The sequence below is a fragment of the Scytonema sp. NUACC21 genome (assembly GCF_054684315.1).
The window spans coordinates 187,802-212,514 of sequence record NZ_BAAFZH010000105.1; the positions used below are offsets into that span (position 1 = coordinate 187,802).

The following is a 24,713-nucleotide window of genomic DNA, read 5'->3' on the forward strand; positions in this document are numbered from 1 at the left end:
GTTGTTAATTAAAATTTAAGAATTTCTCGGTCGTAGTTTTCGGGAAGGGGTTCTACTTCCCAGACAATGCCTTCTCCTGGTTCTAGGGCAACTTCCACAAAAAGGCATTCTACAGCAGTTGTAGCTACATCTTCATTATTGGGGAACGGCTGCAAGTCTTCTGTGAGTAATCTCAGTTTAAAACCACCGGGGATCGCTACCGATTCTACAGCATTACGCAACTCAAAGCGCCAAATGGTCATTTCTTCTTGTTGGCTGGGGACTATCTTAAGTTCGTATGATTGTCCTGCAATTAACAGTTGACGGGAAACAAACGTACTTGTTGGCATTTCTTCTGTGCTTCTAGCTCCGGCTGCATTGAGTTGTAAATTTAACCTTGTCCAACCAATTGCTTCAGCAAATTGAGAAACACCATTTTCCAACCACTTAACAACTGACCACTGTTCTTCAGTTCCCAATCGCTGATAATACAAACTTTTTCTCCAACCTCCATGTTCAAGCAATGCTCCCCAAAGTTGAAAAGGAATTTCGAGCCTGGGTGCAATCAAAGAACTCGTTCCCAATCGAGTAATAAGATTTCGTGCAAGTTCAAGTGATATTTTTGGTAAGGGTTGGATCTGGGCTTTTGTCGTTTCGTGAGGGCAAAGTTGAAGCGTTACTGGTAAAATTGCCATCTCGTTGTTAATCTCTGTTGCTTCTAAAGAATAAGTGCGATCGCATTCGTCGTAACTTCCTTGATTTTTCAGGTGTTTGTGCGTACAATAACCCCACAATCTAACATATTTATCATCTGGTTCGACTTGCACTGCTAAATAATAATCTCCTACCCAACTTGGTATATCTACCCATTCTTGTGGAACTCGCAATTCACTGATATCCATAGCTTCACTGGCAATTAGGATAAATCGAGTGTTATTAACTGTTATTGCTGTTCCATTGACAAATTCCCAAAAAAAATGTAAATTTTGAAACCCCAGCCAGGGGTTTGCTTGTGGTGCAAAATCTTCCTGCAGCCAAGGTAAAACTGCTGAAAGACAAATTTGGTTTAAACAGGCTTGATAGCGAGAAGTCGGATTGGAAAAAGATAAGCTTTGGGATAAAATTTGATTTCCCGCGTCTGGTGGAAGTTTCAAAATTAGGTCTGTAGGTGAAGCAAAGGCAAAAACAATAGGATTTTGGGTCATGGTAATTACTCAACAAGTTCAAAATAAATAATTAACCACAGATGAATCTGTTTATTGTCTGTAATGGGCTTGCAGCCACTCCTCAATTAATGCACTGGTAGTTTTGAGTATGTCTGATGTCACGGAAATATGCAGTTTTTCTCGGCTCCAGTTAGCTAAGGAGCGCAATAATGTTTCTTTTGTTTTTGTAAGTCGGCGCGAAACGGTGTACTGTTGTATATCTAATTGTTGGGCAATTTGTTGCTGGGTGAGCTCTTGATTGTAGTAAAGTTGTAAAATTTGCTGTGTTTGCACTTCCAGTTGAGCGATCGCAGATGCTAAAAACTGGTTGATTTCAAACTGTTGAGATAATTGGGTTTGTTGTTCTTCCTCAGCAATCATTTGGTTGAGAGGGGAGTGGAGTAGGGAAGCGGGTAAATGAGCTATAGAATCACCAAAATCTTCCGAATCATTGGGAGTACTGGGTATAGAGGTGACATTGGGGTAAAGATACCTGCGTGCAGCTTTGGCGGAATTTAGTAAATAGGTTTCCAAGGTTTGGGAGTTGGATTGTTGATGGGTTTGTGAATAATAAGCTTTGGCTATAGCCTCCCAAGTTTGATTATCTGGTCGAGACAACTGACGGGCTGTCTTACCTGAGGTGGGGACATAGTGTAATTTGAAGCAGTTCCAGACAATCACACTCACAGCAATAGCGTCTGCTGACCAACCATCTGCTTGCAAAGCCTCTACCAAACGCTTTTGACTAATTTTTCTTAACAATCCCCAATCGGTACATATATCTATTTCTTGGCGTTGTCGTAAAGTTTCCCGGATGGCACTGCTGAAAACGGTTTTAGCGTAGTTTTTCAAGAGAAAGCCTTCCTTGGGGTTAAAACCTTTGAACACTTTATCAACTTGAGCAATGGCGATCTGAAAACAGTCGGAAAGTTTGTACTGACTTGTGGCAAAGTTCACAACAACTTTTTGTGATGCCCAGTAGCAGGGTTCTTGTAAATAAGCTATCAGATGTTCTTTGGCTAGTGGTGTTATTTGATTTAATTGTACCTTATTATACCAAAATAACGCCCAAAAGTTATCTGAAGATTCTTGGGGAGATTGCTGTAAAGCATTTTGCATACTGCGACGCAATTTGGGAACTGAGACCCAACCACGGAAGCGATCGTCGGCAAATTCCAAAAAAGTAGAAAAAATTTCCAAAATGTTGTTTCGAGGTTGCATAAAACTACACGAGCAGATCTATAGAACAAGTTTTTTACTTCTTTAATCAACTTTATAAAAAAATTTTCTCACAGACTGCATAAACAAAAAAAAGCAAACCTACTGAGTGAGTGAAGGGGTTGAAACCCTAAAACACTAGTTTAAATCTCAAATAAACACCCTAGATTTAACTGAGGTTTTTCAGGTTTCTTATACCCTCTTATGTTCAATTTACCCAATCTTGATGAGGTTCTTCAAATGTTTAATTCCAAAGAAAGCAAAGTGAAAGTTATTCTCAGTATTCTTGCCATGACAAGCATCGCTGCTTTAACTCCATCTGCTTATGCTCAAACTGCAAAACCTGGTAAGTCTGTCGATAATATCTTAAATCGAGCCAACATAAACACCAATTCTACAGAGTTGCAACGGCATAGAGATTTGTCGTCTCCTTCTATAGAAAAGCTTCCTGAAGGGTTAAAACCAGGAGGAATCAATGGCATCTTGGATGGAGGTTGCAATAATGGTAAATGCGGTGGCAAACCTAATATTGGACGTGAGGTGTTAACCAACCCAGGGATTAATCCTGCTAGTGGATTAAATCAATCTTTACCCCAGATTCATCGATAAAAGTCGCACATAATCGGGTGTTGTCATGCTAATAGAGCGATAGTAAGTTTGCTCTCGTAGAGTAAACTTCCTATCCCTTATTCATCATCTTTTGAGGTCAATCATGAATATAAAACTTTCTCATTATCATGTTGTAACGCAACCGTTTTTTGATGAAATAGAAGAGCGTGTTAAACGGGTAGTCTTTGCAACCCGTACAGCTAATGTACGTATCATTGACGACTATAGCTGGAGTCTGATTGAATCTGAAAAATTTGACCAAGTTTCTCAAGATATCTTATTTGACCTTGTCGATATTGAACTCATTGTTCCGTCTCACGAAGATGAACTAAAGACGATTTTGGCTCGCAATGATGCTGCAAGATTTGATGACGACGAACTCTACTTGGTTGTTCAACCAACGGCATTTTGTCAATTAGGTTGTCATTACTGCGGTCAGCAGCATGCAAGTAAGATGATGGGTGAGGAAGAACGACAGCGATTTATCGAACGCACTCGTTCCAAACTAGAAACTCAAAAATTTAAGAGTCTGTCTATTGGTTGGTTTGGTGCAGAACCTTTAGTCGGATTGCCGGTGATGAGAACACTGACACCTCAACTCAAGTCTCTAGCAGCTAGTTATGGGTGCAGCTATGATGCCAAAATTGTGACTAATGGTTTAGCACTCACGGAGAAAGTTGCCACTGAAATCATTAATGAATTAAATGTAAGCACTATCGAAATTACTCTAGATGGGATTGCAGAATACCATGATACTCGGCGAATACAAAAAAATGGGTTACCAACCTTTGATAAAATTTTCGCTAATGTTCAAGCTTTGGCACGTCGAAAAGACCTTGATGTTCAAATTGTTATCCGATGCAATGTTGACTATCAAAACTATCACTCTGTTTCCTTGCTACTGGAACAATTAGCTGAGGCGGGTTTACAAAACAGAGTTAATTTTTATGTAGCACCTATCCATTCTTGGGGGAATGATGCTCATGCCCGTTCTCTTTCCAAAGAAGAGTTTGCTGCATGGGAAATCATCTGGTGGGGCGAAATGGTCGAACTGGGTTTTAAAGTTTCACCTATTCCCAGTCTCAAGCCTGTGGTTTGCATGGCTGTTATGCCTGATGCTGAACTTGTTGATGCCTATGGCAATATTTTTAACTGCACTGAGGTGTCCTACGTACCTACCTATGGCACACCTAATAATTACGCTATCGACCATCTGTCAGGAAAAGCAATGCCTGGAAAGCGAGAACGCCTAAGTAGTTTTAACAATAGAGTCCGTCAAGGAGAATACCCCTGTTCTACTTGCCCCATGCTTCCGGTTTGTGGTGGTGCTTGTCCCAAACTTTGGTTAGAAGGAATCGAACCGTGTCCAAGTGCAAAACACAACATAGAGCAGCGTTTGCTTCTTACCTATGCCCTGTCACGGATTGAGAAACTACAGGAGGCGAGTTTAGTCAATGCTTGATACCTATAGAGAACTCATGCAACGGGCGTGGGAAAGCTATCAGCACGGATAATTGGCCGCATAAACTTTTGTCTTTGTTTGTGACTGCTCAAACCGCGTAGAGGCAAAGATTTGTAACTTCTTTCTAAAAATTGCAGTAGAGGCTTCTAGGCTAATTTTGCCAATAAATTTCTCCATCAACCACTCACAATCCGTTCAACAATTAATATGTGTCCTCTTGGTATCGCAACTAGTCGCTCACACTCAGCAAAACATTCACCAACAGCAAAGCTATGGATAATGTTGGTGGGAGTGAATCAATACCAAGATGAACGGCTTCCCAATTTGCGCTATTCAGCAGTAGATTGCCAATCTTTGGCAGAAGCTTTAACCAAAGCCGCAGTAGAATTTACAGAAAAAGAAGTAAAAATTTTCCACGATTTTGCCGAGCAATTGCCTTTTTTAGATAATGTCCTTGCCAATCTCCAGCAAATAACTGCTGCAGCTAAACCTATTGATACTATTTTGTTCTATTTTTCCGGGCACGGAATGATAGAGGAAAACTCTCATCAAGGGTTTCTCTGTTTGACGGATACACAAAAAGATGATTTGCTCGGTACGGCTTTATCTTTAACAGAAATATTGAAATTGCTCACTCAATGTGCGGCACAAAATCAAGTTGTGTGGCTGGATGCTTGTCACAGTGGTGGTCTGACTCTCAGAGGAACAACTACAGAATCTTTGCTTAATCCTACATTACAATTTGTCAAAGATTTGCAGGAAGTGGCTGCTAAAAGTCATGCTAAAAGTAAGGGATTTTATGCCTTGCTTTCCTGCGATACTAACCAGCAATCGTGGGAATTTCCGGAACTGGGTCATGGAGTTTTTACTTATTTTTTAATCCGTGGATTGCGGGGAGATGCAGCAGATTCTCAAGGTCTTATTTCTGTGGATGGTTTGTATCGATATGTTTACCATCAGACTTTGCAGTATATTGATAAAACCAATCAGCAACGACGCTTGATGAATCAACAGAAACGCGGTCAAGGTGATACTCAACTTTTTCAAGAATATCCCTTGCAAACTCCCAAGCGAATTGTGGAAGGTGTTGGAGAACTCGTTTTGGGCAAAACTTTAGAATCACTTCCAAAAACTCATTCTCGGTTGGGAATTATTGTTGAGGGTTTATCAGCTCATAAAACAACTTTAGAAATTAGCAAACGATTGGGAAGTAGTGGGGTTTTTGAACTAGAATATTTGCCTGCAGGTAAGGTATCGACAGAGGTTTTGAAAGAAGCGATATCGAATTGTTTGCACTCTTTAGAGGCTGAAACAATTTTATTGTATTTGCGGGGACAAATTGAGGAAACTGAATCTTGGGAAGGGTTGATATTAGGAGAGAATATTCGTATTAAGCGTTCGTGGTTAAAGCAACAGTTACATGAGTGTAAAGCTAAACAAATGATTATACTGGATTGTCTTGCGCCAACCTCGAAAATTGTCTCTTTAAAAAGTTGGGTCGAGGATTTGCTGGTTGACTCTCAACAAGGGCAATGTTTGATTGCGTGTATTTCCAAAGTTTCCGAGCCAGAAAAATTTGCTCAAACTTTTCTTTCTAGTTTGATGACAGCTTCTGTATCGGAAGGATTATCTGCAGCAGCAGCGATCGCAAAAATCCAAATTTCCCTAGCAGGTAGCGCTATACCTCTTCATGTTTGGCTATCTGGTACACAAGGTATTATAGAAGTTTTGCCATCAAAAACGGAAAGAGGAGAAAAGAGTTCAGGATTAGATTTGGGAGTTTGCCCTTACATGGGATTAACTGCTTTTTCTGAAGAAGATAGCCAGTATTTTTACGGTAGAGAAACTTTAATCCAACAACTCCTTCACCAACTGGCAAATTCCTCATTTCTTACTGTTGTAGGTGCTTCTGGTAGTGGCAAATCTTCAGTTGTGCAAGCTGGTTTAATCCCGAACTTGCGCTTGGGTAAACAAATACCTAATAGCGATGGCTGGTGGATTGGAACGCTTCGTCCGGGGTCTCGTCCTCTTGAAACTTTAGCATTATGTATGGGACAAGGTCTTTCATCTTCTTCACCCTCTTTACTTGAAGGGATACTGTATCAAGGAGTAGAAAGCTTTGTTTACTGGATGCGTAGTAAGTCAGAACCAATGGTGGTTTTGGTAATAGATCAATTTGAGGAATTATTTACTCTTGCACCAGCTTTAGATAGAGAAAAGTTTTTAGAACTTGTGTTAGGTGCGGTGCAATATGCTTCGGATCGGTTTAAATTAATTGTGACTTTGCGAGCTGACTTTATCTCTCCTTGTTTGGAGATACCGGAACTAGCAAAGGTTTTGCAAGAGTCAAGTGTATTGGTTCCATCTGGGTTGAGTTTAGATGATTATCGACATGTCATTGTCAATCCAGCCCAACAAGTTGGGTTAAAAGTTGAACCAGAATTGGTCGAGGTTTTGCTGCGGGAATTAGATAATTCCTCAGGAGATTTACCTTTACTGGAATTTGTTTTAGAACAGTTATGGCAGCACCGCGTTAAAGGTGAGTTGACTTTACAAGTATACCAAAAGCAATTGGGTGGAATTCAAGGCGCATTGCAGCGATCGTGTCAAGCGGTTTACGAAAGTTTAGATGCTCAAGCTCAAGAATGTGCTAAGTGGATTTTTTTATCTTTGACCCAGTTAGGAGAGGGTACGGAAGATACTCGGCGACGAATACACAAGTCAGAATTAATGGTGAAGAAATATCCCAAGGAGTTGGTAGAAAGAACTCTCAAAGTTTTGACAGATGCCAAGCTTGTGGTTGTAAATTTGGCGGAAAATGCAGTTCCTGGTGGTGCTAGGGGAGAAGGAGACAAGGAAAAATTTACGCCTTCTTCTCCCTTATTCCCCTCAAACACAGTGACTGTAGAAGTTGCTCATGAAATCTTGATTCGTCATTGGTCAACTCTGCGCTGGTGGTTGGAGGAAAATCGGGAACGCTTGCGAAAGCAAAGGCAAATTGAGCATGCTTCTCAATTATGGTTGCAAAGCGATCGCCAATTTGATTTCTTGTTACAAGGTGTGCGGTTAGCAGAAGCAGAAGATATTTACATCAAGTACACTAATGAACTCTCTGCTGATGTTCAAAGATTTATTGAAGCTTGTTTGTTACAAAGGAAACAACAGCAACTACAGGAAAAAAGAAGACTGCGACAAGCACAAAGGGCTGTGGTGGCGTTGAGCGTCTTGGGAGTCGCCGCCTGTACTCTTGGAAGTTTAGCTTATTTGCAACGACGAGAAGCACAACTGAGAGAGATCGAAGCTTTGAATTCCTCATCTGAAGCTAATTTACTATCCCATCAGCACTTAGAAGCAGCTCTAGCAAGTGTCAAAGCAGCAAAACAATTAAAAAGTACTCTTGGCGTTCCAACAGATGTAGTTGTTAATACAATGAGTTTATTGGCGCAGGTACTTGCAGATACCCAAGAACGCAACCGCTTTGAAGACCATAAGGCTTGGGTTGCGAGTATCGATTTTAGCTCCGATGGTCGGACGATCGCTTCCGGAAGTGCCGATCGCACAATTAAGTTATGGAAGCAAGATGGTCTTCTGTTAAGAACAATACCCGGTCATAGCGATTTAATTTACAGCGTTCGCTTTGCTCCTGATGGTACAGCGATCGCTTCTGCAAGTGCCGATAAAACCATCAAGCTTTGGAGTGTTAAGAACGGTCAGTTGCTCAAAACTATCGAAGGACATCAGCAAACTGTTAATGGCATCGGCTTCAGCCCTGATGGTACAGAGATTGCTTCTGCAAGTGCCGATAAAACCATTAAGCTTTGGAAAACCAGCAACGGTCAACTGTTGAGAACCTTGGTTGGGCATACTGCAGGAGCGATCGCCGTCAGCTTTAGCCCTCAAGGTGATATCCTAGCCTCAACGAGTGAAGATCGGACTATCAAACTGTGGAAAGCAAGTGATGGAACTTTACTAAAAACCTTAACAGGTCATCGCGATTGGATTAATTCTGTCACCTTTAGCCCTGATGGAAGGACTCTTGCTTCTGCAAGCACTGATAAAACTGTTAAGCTTTGGAATGTCACCGATGGTCGCTTACTCAAAACTCTCTCCGGACATACTGAATCGGTTTGGGGTGTACGTTTTAGTCCCAATGGCAAAACTCTTGCCTCAGCAAGTCGGGATAATACTATCAAAATCTGGAGCCGCAATGGTGTGGAGTTAGAAACTTTCACTGGACATAGTGGCGGAGTTTATGATGTGAGTTTTAGTCCTGACAGTCAAACAATTGCCTCAGCAAGCAATGACAACACTATCAAACTTTGGCAGCGCCGAGATATTTCTTTACTGGAAATTCTTGCAGGACACAATGATGGAGTTGAAAGTGCAATTTTCTCTCCCAATGGAAAAATAGTTGCTTCTGGCAGTTTAGATGGCACAATAAAACTCTGGAGAGGAAATGATGGTGTTTTACTCAAAACTCTACCCAGTCATGGCAGCCCAATTTACGGCATCAGCTTTACTCCCGACGGTCAGACCTTGGCTTCATCCAGCGCCGATAGCACTGTTAAACTTTGGCGAATAAGTAATGGTCAGTTGCTTCGCACTTTCACTGGACATAGTGATGAAGTCAATGGTGTCAGTTTTAGCCCTGATGGTAAAACGCTTGCAACTGCGAGTAGAGATAACAATATCAAACTTTGGAGTCGCGATGGCTCTTTGCTGCACACTTTTAAGGGGCATAAGGCTGAGGTGTATGGAGTTAGTTTCAGCCCTGATGGCAAAACGATTGCTTCAGCCAGTGCCGATAATACCATAAAATTGTGGAGCGTTGATACTAAAAGTTTGTTAAAAACTCTTCAAGGACATGACCATTGGGTTTATGGAGTGAGCTTCAGCCCTGATGGCAAAACGATTGCTTCAGCTAGTGCCGATCGCACCGTTAAGGTTTGGAGTCGTGACGGTCAATTGCTTCGCACCCTCGTCGGTCATACAGCCGGAGTTTATAGCAGTAGCTTTTCTCCTGACAGTCAAACAATTGCCTCTGCTAGCGAAGACAAAACAGTGAAACTCTGGCACATTGATGGTCGCTTGTTAGCAACTCTTCAAGAACATCAAGCTGGAGTGATGGGTGTAAGTTTTAGCCCTAATGGCAAAACTTTTGTTTCAGCTAGTTTGGATGGGAAGGCTAAACTTTGGCGTTTTGATAGCAAACGAACGCAAACTTTAACATTAGATTCTTTGATGGTGTCCGTTTGCGATCGCTTGCAAGATTATCTCAAGACCAATCCCAAGGTTTCTCCAGAAAATAGACAACTTTGTTCTACTGAACATTGAGCCGAGACCTTGTAAGAAAACCTAACCCCCCAACCCCCTTCCCTACAAGGGAAGGGGGAGAAATCAAAGCCTCTCTTCTTTTGCCATAAATATAACACCCATTCCGCACCCCGACTGTCACAACCGGGAATTACTGAGTGAAATCTCAAAAACTAAGTCAAGCAAGGTTTTTTACCAATTTGGTAAGTTAGGAGCCACTTGTTGTGTTGGTTTAGAACCGCCAAATTCTGACAGCCCATTTTGATGCACCATACCGGGCTGTGTCAAAATGTGAGATTTTATCGCTTCTGTATCGGGAATACAACGTCCCGGACAACGCCGCCCCGACAAATCAATAGGATTGGGTACAACTGTTGCAGGTAGTTGCTCAGCTTGTCTTTTGCTTGCTCCTGGAATCAGCGTTCCGCCAGCTTCGGAAGTTCCAAGTTTAACTTTGGCAGGTGTTGTAATATCTGCCAAGCAAGGAATTGTACTGAGCAATATTGTTGGTAATGCTAGTGCTATACTCAAAATTTGCTTTTTCATTTGCGCTCTCTTTTACATACACTTCTAGTTGAGTTGCTTTTAAAAGCGTTCCTTTAAGTTGCAGAACAAACTTTTACAGCAGATTGCAATTAAATGAGGTACAGGTTGCTGTAAGGGCGAACGGCCGAGAGCCCCTACCTATGTACTTCATTTACCTGAAAAATGCTGTATGTAGGCTTTGAATGCACTGGCAAGTTCTAGATTTGTCCAGTTCTTAAAAGCAGTATGTTTGCTGCTGTCGTTTTATGCAGGTTGTTCGCTATTTTCTCTTTATAAATTTTTATCGATTCTGGCTGTATATGAAAGATTCACCGCATTAGCATTTTGTTCCGGCTGTTCAGACAAAAGTGTTACACTTTGTAATATTTATATTTCTTTTTCCCGATTGACGTCTTCCCTCTTTCAGCACTTGGGTTTTAATAGAAAAAGTAAAAACAGGAGAGTGGACATCACAGAACAAATTCTCCCGCAAGAATTGCAAAGGCATACTCTTAAAGTTTCCGATATCGTATCCTATCTCCACTAAAACATTATTAAATCCCCTAAATTTATTTATGGGGATTACCTTCTGCCCTCTGCCCTCGTACTTCTGCCTTCTTAATCAATTCTTGTTTCTTCCTCAGTAAAGATAGGAGGCCATAATTCAGAAATAGGCAATTCCCAACCAGGAAAAAGTTCTGGAATAGTTAAGCAATCTTCATTACTTAATACTATTGGTTCTTCTGTGGGTCGATAAACGGTTACAGTTGATTCATCGGGGTCAATGAGAATTCCAACAATAGCTCCTAATTCTAGAAACCTTTTTACCTTTTTTTCCAAAGTGGTTATTCTGTCACTTTGAGATTTAATTTCGACTACTAAATCTGGCACAAGTTGTCCAAAGTAACGAGGACTTTGGAGAAGGCGAGAGGCTCGAACAAAGGAGACATCGGGTGCTTTGAGGTTTGTATCAGGCATGATAAAACCGCCCGCAGAGTCAAACAAGCGTCCCAAACGACGAGGATAAACCCAATTACCTAACAACCGAATCAGCAAAGCTCCGATTTCACTGGATACAATGTCTGATGGTCCCATAACGATAATTTTCCCATTTTCGAGTTCTAACTGGTAATCATGTCCAGCCTCAGAGAGAATTGCTTGTAACTTTTCCAAATCTTTTACTGTCATCAGTGACATCAGAAATCTCCTTGTCTAACTGAGTGGCTCTATAATTGTAACTAAAAATGTTTGAGCACTTTTAGTCCGCGTAGGCAAGCTTCGTTTGTATAGCTGTGATTTCTCATCTCTAGTGGTTCGCAAATAAAGCAGTTGTAACTTCTTGCAATACCTGTAGTCCTTGTAGGGAACCAAAAATGAGTCGCGTCGCAGCAATTGGTTCTCGAAGAAATCTCATCGTTAAAGGAAGCGCTTGCAAGGAACCATCAGAGTTTAATACACCAGTCAGATTGGGTATATTATGGCGTGCATCATCGCTGACGACTCGCACCATACCCACAGCAACGCCTAATTGACTCAGAGTTTCTAGTGCAACAAATCCCTCCATATCTACAACATTGGCACTGTAAGTTTGACCGAGATGGAGCTTTTCGTTAGTAGAATAGATAAGGCGATCGCTTGTTAATCCAACACCCATAAAAGTTTTTTTAGCTGATAATTTATTTTGCAGTGTTGCTGTTAATTCCGTATCGCAGAGGAGTTGAGAGACAGACGGAGGAAAATACTTATTTTCTTTTTTTAAAGAATAAACGCAACTGCGATATACCACAATATCTCCAACATTATATTGGGTTGACAAACTTCCACATAAACCCATTAGCAAAACTCGCGAAGGTGGATGGAGACTTACAGATTGCTGCCATGTTTTTAAATAATTTTTTAATGCCAATGTTCCCATAGGGATTGGGAAAACAGTTGGTTTCGGAATTGCAACACGGTTTAATCCTTTGCAAACAGATTTATATTCAGCACCTTGAGGAACGAGAATGGCATCAATAGGAATTTTTAAATCTGACACTTGTTTGGTGGTAAATCAATTAATAACTCCATTGTATAATTATGCCTTATTTCCAGTTTCTTACAAGAGACATAGGAGTGAAAATGAAATAAGGGCGATCGCATAATTAATTTCTGGAGATGTCTAAGGAAGATACATTATAAATTGATAGATACACTTTACTTCATACTTTATACTTTATAATTCATACTTCAAAAGAGGTTTTCATCTGATGACAAGAAGAGCATTTGTAACTGGTGGAACGGGCTTTATTGGTGGCAATTTAGTCAGAATGCTACTTGAAGAAGGCTATAACATCCGGGCGCTAGTCCGACCGAGCAGCAATTTAGACAACTTAAAACACTTAGACGTAGAAATTATTCAAGGTGACTTAAACGATACCGAATTGCACAGAACAATACAGGGTTGCCAAGTTCTTTTCCACGTTGCAGCCCATTATTCGTTATGGCAATCTGACAAAGATGTATTATACCAAAATAACGTCCTGGGAACCCGCAATATTTTAGCTGCTGCTCGAATTGCAGGGATTGAACGAACGGTCTACACCAGTTCTGTTGCTGCTATTGGTATAGATAAATCGGGAAAAATTGTCGATGAAACTTACCAAAGCCCCCTTGAGGAACTTATTGGCTACTATAAAAAGTCTAAGTATCTAGCTGAACAAGAAGCTCATCTGGCAGTACGTTCCGGGCAAGATATTGTGATAGTTAATCCTAGCAGTCCGATTGGTCCGATGGATATCAAACCAACTCCTACTGGAGACATAATTTTGCGCTTTCTTCGGCGAAAGATGCCAGCATATTTAGATACGGGTTTGAATTTTATTGATGTCCGAGATGTGGCAAGGGGTCATATATTGGCTTTGGAAAAAGGAAAAACCGGAGAGCGCTATATTTTGGGGAACCAAAACCTTTCTCTCAAAAATGTGCTCGACCAACTTGCTGAAATCACGGGTTTACCTGCGCCTCAAATACGTACCCCAAATTGGTTACCTTTGAGTGTTGCTTGGATTGATGAAAAAATTCTTGCGCCTCTTGGCAAAACCCCTTCTGTACCTATAGATGGCGTTCGCATGGCGTGTCAAACAATGTACTACGATGCTTCCAAAGCTGTCAAGGAATTAGCTTTGCCTCAATCCCCTATTATAACTGCTTTGAGAGATGCCGTAAATTGGTTTGTTGCTCAGAAATACGTTGATGTAGCATAAAAGTAAGGGCTTTTTGGTGGTGAACGGAAGATAACCGTACAAAATAGTCGCTAAAATCCGTTGATTTGTTAAATATAAACTGTTTTTAGCTTTAGCCCATGTCATGGTGTAGAGGAGAATTATGGGAATTCATTTACAACAAGCAATGGAAATAGGTAAGTACTTGGTGACTCAACGTCTGTTGGGGCGCAAGCGCTTTCCTTTGGTGCTCATGTTAGAACCCCTATTCCGCTGTAATTTAGCTTGTTCTGGGTGTGGCAAAATACAGCATCCCAAAGAGATTCTGAAGCAACATTTGTCTCCTGAAGAATGCTTTGCTGCAGTAGAAGAGTGTGGTGCGCCAGTGGTTGCTATTCCTGGAGGAGAACCCCTGCTGCATCCACAAATTGATGAAATTGTACGAGGATTGGTAGAACGCAAAAAGTTTATTTACCTCTGTACTAATGGCTTATTATTAGAAAAAAGTCTTGATAAGTTTCAACCTTCCCCTTACCTATCTTTTAACGTGCATTTAGATGGAATGAGGGAATTACACGACAAATGTGTAGACCGCCAAGGAGTGTTTGATATTGCAGTTCAAGCAATTCGTGCTGCAAAAGCAAAGGGATTTCGTGTCGTTACAAACACTACTGTTTTTCAAAATACAAATCCTAAAGAAATACAGGAGCTCTTTGACTTTCTTACCACATTAGGCACTGATGGCATATCAATTTCTCCAGGCTACAGCTACGAGTGGGCACCCGACCAAGACCATTTTCTCAGACGCGAACAAACTCAAGCCCTTTTCCGGGAAATTTTAGCCCCTTATAAGGCAGGTCAGAAAAACTGGAACTTTAATCACAATCCCCTATTTTTAGACTTTCTGATTGGTGAAAAAAACTATGAATGTACCCCTTGGGGTAGTCCTAGTTACAGCGTTCTTGGTTGGCAAAAGCCCTGCTACCTTCTCAACGAAGGTCACTATAAAACTTTTCAAGAACTCTTAGACAACACTGATTGGAGCGAATACGGTCGAGCTAGCGGTAATCCCAAGTGTGCCGATTGCATGGTTCATTGTGGTTATGAACCAACTGCTGCAATGGATGCCATGCAACCATCCAACATCGGGCGTTCTGTTAAGGCGCTCTTGGGAAGAAGTAGCTAGTAAAAAAAGGCTAAAGTATGAAGGCTAAAGGATGAAAGTAAAAGGCTGATACTGCAATCTTTATAACGAGCGTGCAATGGTAGCCTTATTTTCGTCGATTTGTGCTACTCGCTTCCCGCCATTCGATTACCTCAAAACGTAGGGTGGGCACTGCCCACCGTTAGGCACTGCCCACCGTTAGCTTCTGTGCGCCATAGCCCTACCTACAAAAATCGGTAATTTTAGAGCGGAAAAGGAGTAGTTTTATTTATTGGTTAGTAGTTACTGATAATTAATAAAAACCACCACAAACTACCAACCACTAACCACTAACCACTAACAATTAAACATGATTACTCTTGTTGAAATTGTGTTCTTCATATTGATAGGTGGGTCAGTTATCTTTTACCTGGCATGTGCTTTATGCACCTATCAGTTTTTTTCTTCTGCATCTGCACAACAGCAAATTGTTCAGAACCAAGATGCACCAGTTTCTATCTTGGTGTCAGTCCGTGGTTTGGACGAGGGAGCATGGGAAAATTGGTCTTCCCTATGCACGCAAAACTATCCAGCTTATGAAGTTTTATTTGGAGTCACCGACCTGGATGACCCAGCTGTTCCCGTATTGGAAAAGCTGGTTACCACCTTTCCAGATCGGGTCAAACTCTTCGTCGGCTTAAAACCTCGCGGTGTCAATCTTAAAGACAGTAACTTGAGTTACCTGTTGGAACATTCTCAGCATGAAGTGATTATCTTTGCTGACGGTGATATTCGGGTTAATCCCAACTATATTCACACAGTTACGGCTCCTTTATATAGTGAAGTTGATGTTGTTACCTGTGCTTATATTGGATATGCACCCCTGTTTCTCGGAGCCGCGTTGGCTTCTCTTGGTCGCTGTGTTGACTTTATTCCCAGTGTATTGATTGCTCGTGTCATTGATGGTGGTCTTCGGTTAGCTGTAGGAGTTACCATCGCTACTCGCAGATCGACTCTAGTTAATTTTGGAGGGCTAAGTTTAAACCGAATTGGGTCAGATTATAACTTGGGTAAAAGGGCAGCTTTGGCAGGGTATAAGGTTGAACTATCCCACTATATTCTTGATTGGGACACGGGTAACGAAAGTATTAAGGAGTTATTTGACAGGGAGTTGCGCTGGGCAAGAACTATCCGTTTTAATCGCGGTTCTATCTATTACAGTCAGGTGTTTTGCTACGGTACTGTCTATTGTCTTCCTCTGTTGCTAGTATCGGGTTTTTCTGGATGGGCGATCGCATTCTCCCTCACAACACTACTCACCCGCTACGTACAAGCGCTGGTATCGATATACACTATGGAATGTCCCAAACTGCTGCCTTGGCTTTGGATTCTACCCTTGCGAGACCTGCTGAGTTTTACAATCTGGGTTGTGGGTGGATTTGGACGTCGTGTTTTTTGGCGGGGACGCCGACTCCGCATTGAGGCTGATGGTTTGATTGCTAATGGTTAATGGCTGATGGCTGATTGCAGTTAAGCATTAACTATAGCAGTCCTATTTGAGTTGTAAAAATTATAACCGCCAAGTCGCTAAGAGCGCCAAGAAAAGAGAGAAAGAAAAATTTTATAAGTGATTTAGGATTGCTACATTAGCTATTAGCTATAGCAATCCTAAGTGATTTGTGAGAAAATACTAAAGACTTACCTACATCCGTATTTCAATTCTGGAGTCAAGTGTTCTGGAATCCCATCAAGCTGAATAACGCTACACCCAAGCTTGTAAGCAAACTCAATAGATTCCCCAGACCCTACCGCATTGTAAAAGCCAGTTGCAAATTTGATGGCTGCTTTATCTCCAATTTCCTTTTTCATACCAATTACGTAGGGGATGTGTTTGGCGATCGCACTTGCTTGAACTTCTGAATAACAAGCATTGAGAACAACACACTCGATGGGAGGAGCAAACAACTTGAACAGTTTGGCTAATGCAGTAGTCTCTACTAACCGCACATCTCCGATTTCATCTTCCAGTACAAGACCATCGTTATCTGTGCCATGACCGCTAAAGTGAACAAATTGGGGCTTAAAATCGAGTAGTGCTTGATAAACATCTTGGATGCGTACAGCCCACTTTTGTTTTAGCTTATATTGGGAGCGACATTTAGCTCGTTGTAATCCCGTCTCAATTTCTCGGACTTCTTCGTCTAGTCGTAAGGGTAAGGTGGTTTTGGGATTGGATGCGAGAATCAGGATTGTTTTGGCGCTGGGGTTGCTAGTTTCTGTAGTTTGACTAGGTGCATATGTAATATTTTGTTCCTGCTTTGTCTGACTATTTGCTCCACCTCCAATTTGACTATTACTTATACTTTCTCCATTAACAATAACTCCTTGGTTATTGTTATTCATAACTTTCTCCTTTTTTAAAATTAATTTATTATTTTTTGTGTTTGTGTCGAACTACTTGCTGCTCCTCCAGCAATTTGACTGTTTGTTATTGTTCCTGCAGTTATAATGACTCCACTATTCACAATTCCTGCAGCAGTTTCTTCAAATTGAGAAGTATCTACACCATGACGTTTTAAAACTTTTATTGTTCCATTAAAAATAGCGTCTTGGATAGCTTTCCAGTACATAAAAACGTCCTGGCAACCATAATAGTCAAAACTAATCTTGACATCACGATCCAAGCTTCGATACCGATTTAGAACAAAATTAAGAAGAATTAGTATAAGACCCAAAACAAGTAAAAAGGGTGCAATCAGAATGAAAACAATAAGTAAAATTGGATTACTAATTATAGATTTTATGCTACGATTCAGTTTAAAACTTTGATTCTGATTCCCAAAATTTCTTGTTATATCGCGTTTTTCTTCCAGATTGAGTGGTTGAGCAATATATTCACGTAAAGTTTGTGACACTCCATAGTCATATTCTTCTTGGAACTCAGCGGCACGTTTTTGTTTAACATCATTAAAGTGCCATGAAACAAAATTGAAAACAAAGACACCAATGTACCAAAGCGCAATCGGAGCATACAAACCAGGTAATATTACAACAGTAGCTAACAACGTTTTGATGAATCGAGATAGGAGATCGTCATCAAGTGTTGAAGTTAGGCTGAAGCGTTCGCGGTCAATACCAGTTAGTATATAAGCACTGGACTCTACAAAAGTAATTGAACCTGCATTATAAAATCGAAGAAAGTGGGAAAGGATATAATCCCGTTCTATCTCCGTATACTGATATAACCTGTAGGCTCTTTGTTTACTATCAGATGAGTGTGCTCCATTAGCCCATAGTAGGGGATCGTCCAGAGACATTACCCCTGGAACGGTAGTTGGGTGACTAATAATTTTGCTGTCGGGATCTAGTTCAAAGCCATCAACAAACAAGCGAGAAAACTTCTGTAACTTAGGCAAATTAAGGCGTTTGACTTCTTCATCTACAGCCAGGTAAAACTCGTAAGTAGAAATTTCTTGAATGTTATTTTGATGTGCTTCTAAATTTTGTTTTGCAAGTTTTCGCTCTATGGGTATCGTCCAGCTAGATTTAGGAATTAACTCTCCGTAACCAAGAAACGGATTAGAACCTGCAAAAATAATTATGTTTTGTAATATACTGCTTTGGTACAATCCTTGTTGAAAATATTCAACTGTAGGTTGTAGAAAGTCCAGAGATTTTAACTGGATTTTGGGATTATAGTTTTTTCTTAGAAATTTACGTGCAAGAGACCAGCGTAAATAAATGAGTTCATAGGAAGTTATTACAGCAGCAACAATAGCCAGAATTATAACAAGCGGCGAACTGTAGTCATTCCAGCCAAACATCTTAAATATAAGAACTTGAATAATTGAGATAGTGGCAACAGCAACAGCAGATAATAAAGAAATCAGTACTGCTTGAACTGCATGAGTGCTAATCTGGTCTAAATCTAGACTAGAACTAGGAATTGTAGCCTTATAAGGATGCCTGCGTAAATAACTGAGCAACTCAAAACCGCTGAATATACCTCTTAAATAAGCATAGCCTGACAGTAGCCGTGTGGATGTCAGTAATGATGATTGTTTTGACGAAGACGTTGAATCTAAAGGGACGGAAATTGGTGTAGCTATTAATACCAGAACACCAGCTACATTGATGTAAGTTTTTCCTTGAATTTCAATTTTCTCGTCAGCAATCACTTGATTATTAATAATAATACTAGTACTTTTGATAGTATCCAATTTTCTTACATACCATTTTTCCAAAGAAGAATCAAAACTAAACTCAAGAGAAAATCCGGTAACGATACTGATATGCGTTAAGAGAATATCACAATCTGACCAACTGCCGACTGTATAGGAGCGGGTGCTATGAAGTGTCCAAGTTAGGTTTGTTTGTTCTAAAGCAAGTTTTAATTTCATTTTTTATTTAAATCATTAATTCAATTATTAGAAATTGCTAGAAATACAAGAAAAATTTTCTAAAAGCGTAACTTAAACTTTCAAAGACTTCAGCCATTTAATTTTCTTGCAAAACTGCTATTTTCCAAACACCATTTTCTAATTGCAAAGTAGCCTTATATAAACCAGATACGGAACCGCTGTATGTTGGTTCAAATTGACCTCCCACATAATGAGTGCGGTTTTCACGAATTCTTACATCAATTGTTACCTGATTGTCTTGTGCATAAAATTGACCAATCGGTTCAACTATCGGTTGTTCAAAAGTATAATAAGCATTCTCTTCTTGCAGCGTTCTGAGTGTACTGAGGTTCTTACGTTGATAATTACCTGTTGTATATTGATAGATCACTTGAGCATTGTAACTGGAACCATAAGCCTCTTTCTTGGCTTCTAACCATGTTTTAATTAGATTGACAGCGTCTTCACGAGAAAACTGAGACTGAGTGTTATTATTAGGAGAGGGTTGCTCGGTAACTTGCAAATTTCCTAAAATAGGAGCATCATTTACAGGTTCAACTGTTATCTGAATAGTTTTTGTATCACTTTTAGCATCTAGAGCGTTTGGGGGCCAAATTAAGTCCCCTACAGTAGAGTTTCTATTCTTACCACTATCGTTGACAGTGATAGTAAGGTTATCAATACCATTGAAGTCTGCATTACTTTTGTAGACAATGGCTTTATCTGCCTTTAAAGTGTTGTTAATTTGATTAATAGTACCGAAAAGGATGACTGCATTCGGCTTTTCTCCAGTTTGGGTTTGACCCGTAGGCACTCCATTTTTTACGTCATCTTTAATAATAAGAGTACCGTTCTCAACGCTAAGTGCAACACCAACAATGCTATCCCCAGCATCGTTGTCTTTAACACTAATACCACGAACAGACAATTGTTGTTCTTCTTTCACAGCTTGCTGACTAAGGACGGTGAGGATTGGCGAACTATTAATAGGGTGAATACTAATGACTTTCTTTAAAACTCTACTAGTACCACCATCACCATCCGTAAGTTGCAACTCTAATGTACGAGTGCTTTGACTGAAATTCTTGGTTAAATTTTGATAAACGATGCTATTGACTATTGTTTTCACAACTTCAGTATTAGCATTAGAATTAAAGGTAATTTCTAATGGGATAGTACCAGTACCTCCTGTAAAACTGCCAACAATCGTATCGCGGTACATAACATCACGGTCTTTTACCTTAATTAATTCAGCATTTAAACTCTGATTCTCAATTCTAAGGCGGTCATCTAGCGTACCATTTTGAGTCAAGTTGACAGTTAGCTTACCTCCATCAAAGTCCCCAGAATCTATATCATTGACTTCAGTAAAAGTATTCGCATTACAGCTGATGGCAACTATATCCGAACTACTAGGACACTGCAACTCCTGTTCGTCTACAAAAGTCACAGGAGGATTAACAGAATCAGGGGAAGAATTTGATGACAAAAGCCACACTATTCCCGTCAAAAGGAGTAGAGCCCCAACTCCTCCAATCAGGTTTCCAAACAATTTTGGTACTGGTTGAGGAGTAATGAAAACAGGAAGCGTAGTATTCAGTTCTTGTAAAACAGAATTGGGATTAATATCTAGATGATTCCCTTGCAGCATTTGCTTCAACACATGGCTGCGCTGATCGCTCAGTATTTTCCAACGTTCCCAATCCCAGGTTTTAGTTTTTTCATTAAATAAGTCCTGATGCTCTTTACCCGTAAGTAAAATGAGTGCAGTCACTGCTAAGTCTTGTAAATCCTTACTTTGGTTTCTTGTAGCCAATTTCGGGAAATTGTGGGACTCATTCTGATTGGTTTCTTCTAACACCCAATCTCTAATATCTTGTATCAGTCCAAAGTTAACCAATACTGGTATTTTGTCCTGCTCTCTTAGAATTAAGTTTTTAGGTGAAATATTTCTATGGGTGACCTGGTGGTTATCCAAATATGATAGTATTGGTAAAATTAGATTTAGTAACTGAACGATTTCATATTCATTAAAGAGAGGCTCATTTTGCTGCTTTTTTTCTTGCAATAGATCTTCATACGATTGTCCTTCTATATTGTTTTGGACAATGCACAATCTTTCATTTTCTTCAAAAAAATATTTAACTTCTTGAATTTGTGAATGTTTCAAGTTGGCAAGAATATTTAATTCTGCTTCAAGGTCTCCTAGTGTCTTAGAACTGAATTTAGTAATTGTGTATACTTCGTTGTTCTGTTGTTGGTCTTCTACTAAGAAGACTTCTTCATGAGTTTCTTGTTTAAGAACTTTCCGTATTAAATAACGGTTATACATTAGTGGAACAGTTACTAGCATACTAATGCCTCATGCTGCCCTAGCTTTAAACGCAAGAATTTAATTTAGTACAATTGCCTGACATTGTCCCTAGCCCTAAGTACAGTTCTGAGCTAGCAAAAAGACTAGGTGTTGGCTTTCCTGTTAGTGGGAACTATGATTGCTCTTGCTGTATGACGTAGATATAACTTAGCCGACACTACGGACAAGTAATACAAAACTTTATTATTTTTTTAAGAAGAATAAATAGCATGTAGCGTATACACATGATAGCGCTTTTGACACTTAGGCAGACAGTCACAATTAAAGCAGATGCTTATCAAGGAAAACCCTGTGTCATTATAGCTCTGTTGATTCCCGCCCACCTACTTCAACAAAATCGAAGCTTGCAGACTTTTCCCCAAATCGAATTGGTGTTTAACTTACTACATTGTCGGTGGAATTTTTTTGCAGTGGAACTTAGCTACGGTTCCAAGTCACCTCGACAGCAACAGACAATAATATTATGATGTTAGGGTAGTCTGATAAATTTTTTGGCAGGGCAAAGCACGGGCGAAAACCCCCCACCTCCAATTTTGACACATAGTTACCCTTTTTTAGGTATGGAAGGGTAACTATGGGTAGGAATCAAGTTACAGTTCCTTGCCCTCTGCCTTCTTAAATGAATACAAAGTACTTATAAGGAACGAAAATAGTGGCTTTACAGTACAAAAAGACTCATTCTCCCCACCTCCCTACCATTCTATTGGTAACCAGCGGCTACCATCTTTATCGTGAGTATTTGCTGAAAATGGTTGCGGAACATTCAAATGTTTGGTTATTTCTTGATTCTGAACCGAACTGGCAAATCCCCTACATTGTCGGTCATACGGTAGTCAATACACTTGATGCCCAAATGATGATTGAGGTGGCACGTAATTTACCTGACGGCGTCAAAATTGACGGGGTGCTTTGCTGGGATGAAATACGAATGGTGCAAACTGCCAAACTCGCTCAAGCCTTTGGTCTACCAGGCACAGACCCTGAGAATGTCAGTCGGTGTCGTGACAAACACCTAACGCGCACCTTTTTGGCGGCATCAGGGGTACCACAAGCTACTTCAATACTTGTCTCCTCTATTGAAGAAGCAGTTAAAGCCGCAGAGATTATTGGTTATCCTGTCATCATCAAGCCGCGTGCATTGGGTGCAAGTTATGGGGTTAGCCTAGTGCACGAACCAGAACAGCTAAATACAGCGTTTGAACACGCTAAGGCTGCAACTGAGGAGGGCGTACCTGTTTACAATAAAGGTGTACTCGTTGAAGAGTATATGCAAGGATCAGAGGTCAGCATTGATATTGCATGGGTTAACGGGATTATGTATCCCCTGTTCGTTGGACGCAAGGTCACTGGCTTTTTTCCTCATTTTGAAGAAATTGGACACGTGGTGCATTCCAAAGACCTGTTGCTTGAGTATCCACCATTTCTCTCTGTTCTAGAGCAAGCACACCAAGCTGTGGGATTTCGCAACGGCATCACTCATACCGAACTGCGTCTGACACAGTCCGGTCCAAAGATAGTAGAAATTAATGCTCGACTTGGTGGCGATATGATTCCTTACGTTGGTTGGTTTGCTTCCGGAATAAACCCCGGTCAAGTGGCTGTCGCAGTTGCCTGTGGACACAAACCAGACGTGAAAACTAGACATGAAAGTGTCGCCGCCATTCAGTTTTTGTATCCTGAATATGATGCGGTTGTAGATAGTGTCCACATTGACCATGCTGCACTCCCAGCGTCGGTTGTTGCTGCCGCCCCACTTGTTTCGCCAGGACAAAAATTGTTGCTGCCCCCAACCGACCACGTCTCCTGTCGGTATGGCTATGCGATCGCTCGTGGAGACACCATTGAGGATTGTGAAGCAGCTACCGAACTAGCAGTCAAGGCGTTTAACCTAAAAGCCAGACATCTCTCTACGGTGGGGGTGTGAGATGAGCAGCGCAAAACGCGATTTTAGAATACTGTGGGCTGGGCAGTCGTTAAATTTATTAGGAGATCAATTTCTGGTAGTCGCCCTGCCCTTACTAGCTGTGCAAGTTATGGGAGTCTCTGCTTCCCAAGCCGTACTGCTCCCGTTTGTCCTTTTCGCACCATTCCTTGTATTTGGATTACCTGCGGGTGCTATTGTTGACCGACTGCCGCGACGACTCACGATGATTGTTTGCGACACCATACAAGCTGTGGTCTTCGTGCTTGTTACTGCCCTCGCGTTAAAAGGCACCCTGACGTTTCCAATGCTAGTACTGCTGGTTGCCATTGCCGGCACAGCTGTGGTGTTTTTTCAGATTGCCTATACTTCTTATCTCCCAGAACTTTTTTCTGAAGCACGGGACTTGCAACGTTCTAATTCGCGACTATTTTTCTCTGAGTCCATAACCAAGACGCTTGGTCCAATGCTTGCTGGGTCAATCATTGCCTGGCTGGGGATTGCTGCAATTATGGCAGTGAACGCAGGAACCTTTGTCTTATCCGTGCTGTCGTTACTAGTCATTAAGCACAGGCAGCCGAAGACTACGAAGCATCAGGTAAAAAAGCAGATTAAAGGCTGGGTATACCGTGATATTCGTGAGGGTTTGTATTTCGTATTCCGCCACGGACGGCTAGAACCAGTCATTATGTGCGGGGTCGTATACGTTACGTTTTCCATTATGATTGATTCTACTCTTGTGCTGTACTGCTTGAACGTACTTGGTCTGAGTTCGTTAATCATTGGCTTTGTTGTGGGCGCAGCTGCCGGTGGTTTTCCGATTGGTAATCTCCTTTGTACTCAGCTCGTTAATCGTTTTGGTGTTGCCCGCACTCTTGTTGTCAGCGCAATAGTGTCAGTAACAGGTTTAATTCTCATACCATTAGCTGGCTCGCTTGGCTCAGTCACTGGACTTATTGCTGCTAGCGTATTACATGGTATCGGAGAGGGTATTTTTGGACCCACAGCGTTAACCTTGCGACAAACCGACACGCCAGACCACTTGCTAGGTAGAATCAACTCGATACAGCGATTTTTAGTATGGGGTGCAGTTTCAATCGGTAACCTTATTGCTGCTTTAACTATCAGATGGTTTGGTTTGAGCGGCACCTTATGGATTGGTGGGCTTGGAACCATTCTCTGTCTACCTCTACTAATACGCAGAGATATTCTTAACGAATTGTTAAATTACTCAGTTGAGATTCCAGCTCAACGCAGACCAAAAATATAGCGGTTTTCAAATCAGTGTAATACACCATACAGTGGCACGGCAGTGCCGTGCTTCACCTAATTGAGAACCGCTACATAAAATTTACACAAAACC

General features: G+C 40.9%; 17 protein-coding genes. 9 read left to right on the forward strand and 8 right to left on the reverse strand.

Annotated features, from left to right (window positions below; genetic code table 11):
* Positions 1-8: 8 nt before the first annotated feature.
* Both ACYRY3_RS37435 and ACYRY3_RS37440 read right to left on the reverse strand, forming a co-directional pair.
* Positions 9-1,184 (reverse strand): DUF1822 family protein, encoded by a 1,176-nt coding sequence (locus ACYRY3_RS37435; RefSeq protein WP_460206790.1) that lies wholly within the window; start codon positions 1,182-1,184, stop codon positions 9-11.
* Positions 1,185-1,235: 51 nt separating this feature from the next.
* On the reverse strand, positions 1,236-2,405 hold the full coding sequence (locus ACYRY3_RS37440; protein ID WP_460206791.1) for a sigma-70 family RNA polymerase sigma factor: 1,170 nt from the start codon (positions 2,403-2,405) through the stop codon (positions 1,236-1,238).
* Between the two features lie 237 nt (positions 2,406-2,642).
* On the opposite strand from ACYRY3_RS37440, the gene ACYRY3_RS37445 reads away from it, so the two are divergent.
* From ACYRY3_RS37445 to ACYRY3_RS37455, 3 genes are all read left to right on the forward strand, one after another.
* Positions 2,643-3,011 (forward strand): hypothetical protein, encoded by a 369-nt coding sequence (locus tag ACYRY3_RS37445; protein ID WP_460206792.1) that lies wholly within the window; start codon positions 2,643-2,645, stop codon positions 3,009-3,011.
* 103 nt (positions 3,012-3,114) lie between these two features.
* The gene (locus ACYRY3_RS37450) at positions 3,115-4,473 is read left to right on the forward strand and encodes a radical SAM protein (RefSeq protein WP_460206793.1); all 1,359 of its coding nucleotides are present in this window, start codon (positions 3,115-3,117) and stop codon (positions 4,471-4,473) included.
* Between the two features lie 207 nt (positions 4,474-4,680).
* Entirely contained in the window at positions 4,681-9,807 is a 5,127-nt protein-coding gene (locus ACYRY3_RS37455) for an nSTAND1 domain-containing NTPase (RefSeq protein ID WP_460206794.1), read from the forward strand.
* Between the two features lie 171 nt (positions 9,808-9,978).
* Here ACYRY3_RS37455 and ACYRY3_RS37460 read toward each other — a convergent pair whose 3' ends face one another.
* From ACYRY3_RS37460 to ACYRY3_RS37470, 3 genes are all read right to left on the reverse strand, one after another.
* The gene (locus tag ACYRY3_RS37460; RefSeq protein WP_460206795.1) at positions 9,979-10,332 is read right to left on the reverse strand and encodes a hypothetical protein; all 354 of its coding nucleotides are present in this window, start codon (positions 10,330-10,332) and stop codon (positions 9,979-9,981) included.
* 597 nt (positions 10,333-10,929) lie between these two features.
* A complete protein-coding gene (locus tag ACYRY3_RS37465; protein ID WP_460206796.1) occupies positions 10,930-11,508 on the reverse strand; it encodes a Uma2 family endonuclease in 579 nt (192 codons plus the stop codon).
* Between the two features lie 109 nt (positions 11,509-11,617).
* The gene (locus ACYRY3_RS37470; RefSeq protein ID WP_460206797.1) at positions 11,618-12,346 is read right to left on the reverse strand and encodes a 5'-methylthioadenosine/S-adenosylhomocysteine nucleosidase family protein; all 729 of its coding nucleotides are present in this window, start codon (positions 12,344-12,346) and stop codon (positions 11,618-11,620) included.
* A gap of 211 nt (positions 12,347-12,557) precedes the next feature.
* Here ACYRY3_RS37470 and hpnA point away from each other — a divergent pair, with 211 nt between their 5' ends.
* The 3 genes from hpnA (at position 12,558) to ACYRY3_RS37485 (ending at position 16,165) form a co-directional block, all read left to right on the forward strand.
* Entirely contained in the window at positions 12,558-13,553 is a 996-nt protein-coding gene (gene hpnA, locus ACYRY3_RS37475; RefSeq protein WP_460206798.1) for a hopanoid-associated sugar epimerase, read from the forward strand.
* A 121-nt stretch (positions 13,554-13,674) separates the two neighbouring features.
* Positions 13,675-14,697 (forward strand): adenosyl-hopene transferase HpnH, encoded by a 1,023-nt coding sequence (hpnH, locus tag ACYRY3_RS37480; protein ID WP_460206799.1) that lies wholly within the window; start codon positions 13,675-13,677, stop codon positions 14,695-14,697.
* A 328-nt stretch (positions 14,698-15,025) separates the two neighbouring features.
* Positions 15,026-16,165 (forward strand): glycosyltransferase, encoded by a 1,140-nt coding sequence (locus ACYRY3_RS37485; protein WP_460206800.1) that lies wholly within the window; start codon positions 15,026-15,028, stop codon positions 16,163-16,165.
* A gap of 188 nt (positions 16,166-16,353) precedes the next feature.
* On the opposite strand, the gene ACYRY3_RS37490 is transcribed toward ACYRY3_RS37485, so the two are convergent.
* From ACYRY3_RS37490 to ACYRY3_RS37500, 3 genes are all read right to left on the reverse strand, one after another.
* Complete coding sequence (locus tag ACYRY3_RS37490; RefSeq protein ID WP_460206801.1) at positions 16,354-17,058, reverse strand: CHAT domain-containing protein; 705 nt, start codon at positions 17,056-17,058, stop codon at positions 16,354-16,356.
* A 20-nt stretch (positions 17,059-17,078) separates the two neighbouring features.
* Positions 17,079-19,055: a hypothetical protein gene (locus ACYRY3_RS37495; protein WP_460206802.1), complete on the reverse strand. Its 1,977-nt coding sequence runs from the start codon at positions 19,053-19,055 to the stop codon at positions 17,079-17,081.
* A 97-nt stretch (positions 19,056-19,152) separates the two neighbouring features.
* Entirely contained in the window at positions 19,153-21,408 is a 2,256-nt protein-coding gene (locus tag ACYRY3_RS37500) for an IMS domain-containing protein (protein ID WP_460206803.1), read from the reverse strand.
* 245 nt (positions 21,409-21,653) lie between these two features.
* Between ACYRY3_RS37500 and ACYRY3_RS37505 the strand changes: the two genes are divergently transcribed.
* The 3 genes from ACYRY3_RS37505 to ACYRY3_RS37515 all read left to right on the forward strand — a co-directional run bounded on the left by ACYRY3_RS37505 (position 21,654) and on the right by ACYRY3_RS37515 (position 24,620).
* Complete coding sequence (locus ACYRY3_RS37505; RefSeq protein ID WP_460206804.1) at positions 21,654-21,896, forward strand: hypothetical protein; 243 nt, start codon at positions 21,654-21,656, stop codon at positions 21,894-21,896.
* A gap of 185 nt (positions 21,897-22,081) precedes the next feature.
* A complete protein-coding gene (locus ACYRY3_RS37510) occupies positions 22,082-23,353 on the forward strand; it encodes an ATP-grasp domain-containing protein (RefSeq protein ID WP_460206806.1) in 1,272 nt (423 codons plus the stop codon).
* Position 23,354: 1 nt separating this feature from the next.
* Entirely contained in the window at positions 23,355-24,620 is a 1,266-nt protein-coding gene (locus tag ACYRY3_RS37515) for an MFS transporter (protein WP_460206807.1), read from the forward strand.
* Positions 24,621-24,713 lie beyond the last annotated feature (93 nt).

What these genes read in the sequence shown, in the direction of transcription:
- ACYRY3_RS37455 (WP_460206794.1), top strand. Translation starts at nt 4,681, where the DNA reads ATGTGTCCTCTTGGTATCGCAACTAGTCGCTCACACTCAGCAAAACAT.
- ACYRY3_RS37505 (WP_460206804.1), top strand. Translation starts at nt 21,654, where the DNA reads ATGATAGCGCTTTTGACACTTAGGCAGACAGTCACAATTAAAGCAGAT.
- ACYRY3_RS37450 (WP_460206793.1), top strand. Translation starts at nt 3,115, where the DNA reads ATGAATATAAAACTTTCTCATTATCATGTTGTAACGCAACCGTTTTTT.
- ACYRY3_RS37440 (WP_460206791.1), bottom strand. Translation starts at nt 2,405, where the DNA reads ATGCAACCTCGAAACAACATTTTGGAAATTTTTTCTACTTTTTTGGAA.
- ACYRY3_RS37465 (WP_460206796.1), bottom strand. Translation starts at nt 11,508, where the DNA reads ATGTCACTGATGACAGTAAAAGATTTGGAAAAGTTACAAGCAATTCTC.
- hpnH (WP_460206799.1), top strand. Translation starts at nt 13,675, where the DNA reads ATGGGAATTCATTTACAACAAGCAATGGAAATAGGTAAGTACTTGGTG.
- ACYRY3_RS37495 (WP_460206802.1), bottom strand. Translation starts at nt 19,055, where the DNA reads ATGAAATTAAAACTTGCTTTAGAACAAACAAACCTAACTTGGACACTT.
- ACYRY3_RS37490 (WP_460206801.1), bottom strand. Translation starts at nt 17,058, where the DNA reads ATGAATAACAATAACCAAGGAGTTATTGTTAATGGAGAAAGTATAAGT.
- ACYRY3_RS37445 (WP_460206792.1), top strand. Translation starts at nt 2,643, where the DNA reads ATGTTTAATTCCAAAGAAAGCAAAGTGAAAGTTATTCTCAGTATTCTT.
- ACYRY3_RS37500 (WP_460206803.1), bottom strand. Translation starts at nt 21,408, where the DNA reads ATGCTAGTAACTGTTCCACTAATGTATAACCGTTATTTAATACGGAAA.
- ACYRY3_RS37485 (WP_460206800.1), top strand. Translation starts at nt 15,026, where the DNA reads ATGATTACTCTTGTTGAAATTGTGTTCTTCATATTGATAGGTGGGTCA.
- ACYRY3_RS37515 (WP_460206807.1), top strand. Translation starts at nt 23,355, where the DNA reads ATGAGCAGCGCAAAACGCGATTTTAGAATACTGTGGGCTGGGCAGTCG.
- ACYRY3_RS37460 (WP_460206795.1), bottom strand. Translation starts at nt 10,332, where the DNA reads ATGAAAAAGCAAATTTTGAGTATAGCACTAGCATTACCAACAATATTG.
- ACYRY3_RS37435 (WP_460206790.1), bottom strand. Translation starts at nt 1,184, where the DNA reads ATGACCCAAAATCCTATTGTTTTTGCCTTTGCTTCACCTACAGACCTA.
- hpnA (WP_460206798.1), top strand. Translation starts at nt 12,558, where the DNA reads ATGACAAGAAGAGCATTTGTAACTGGTGGAACGGGCTTTATTGGTGGC.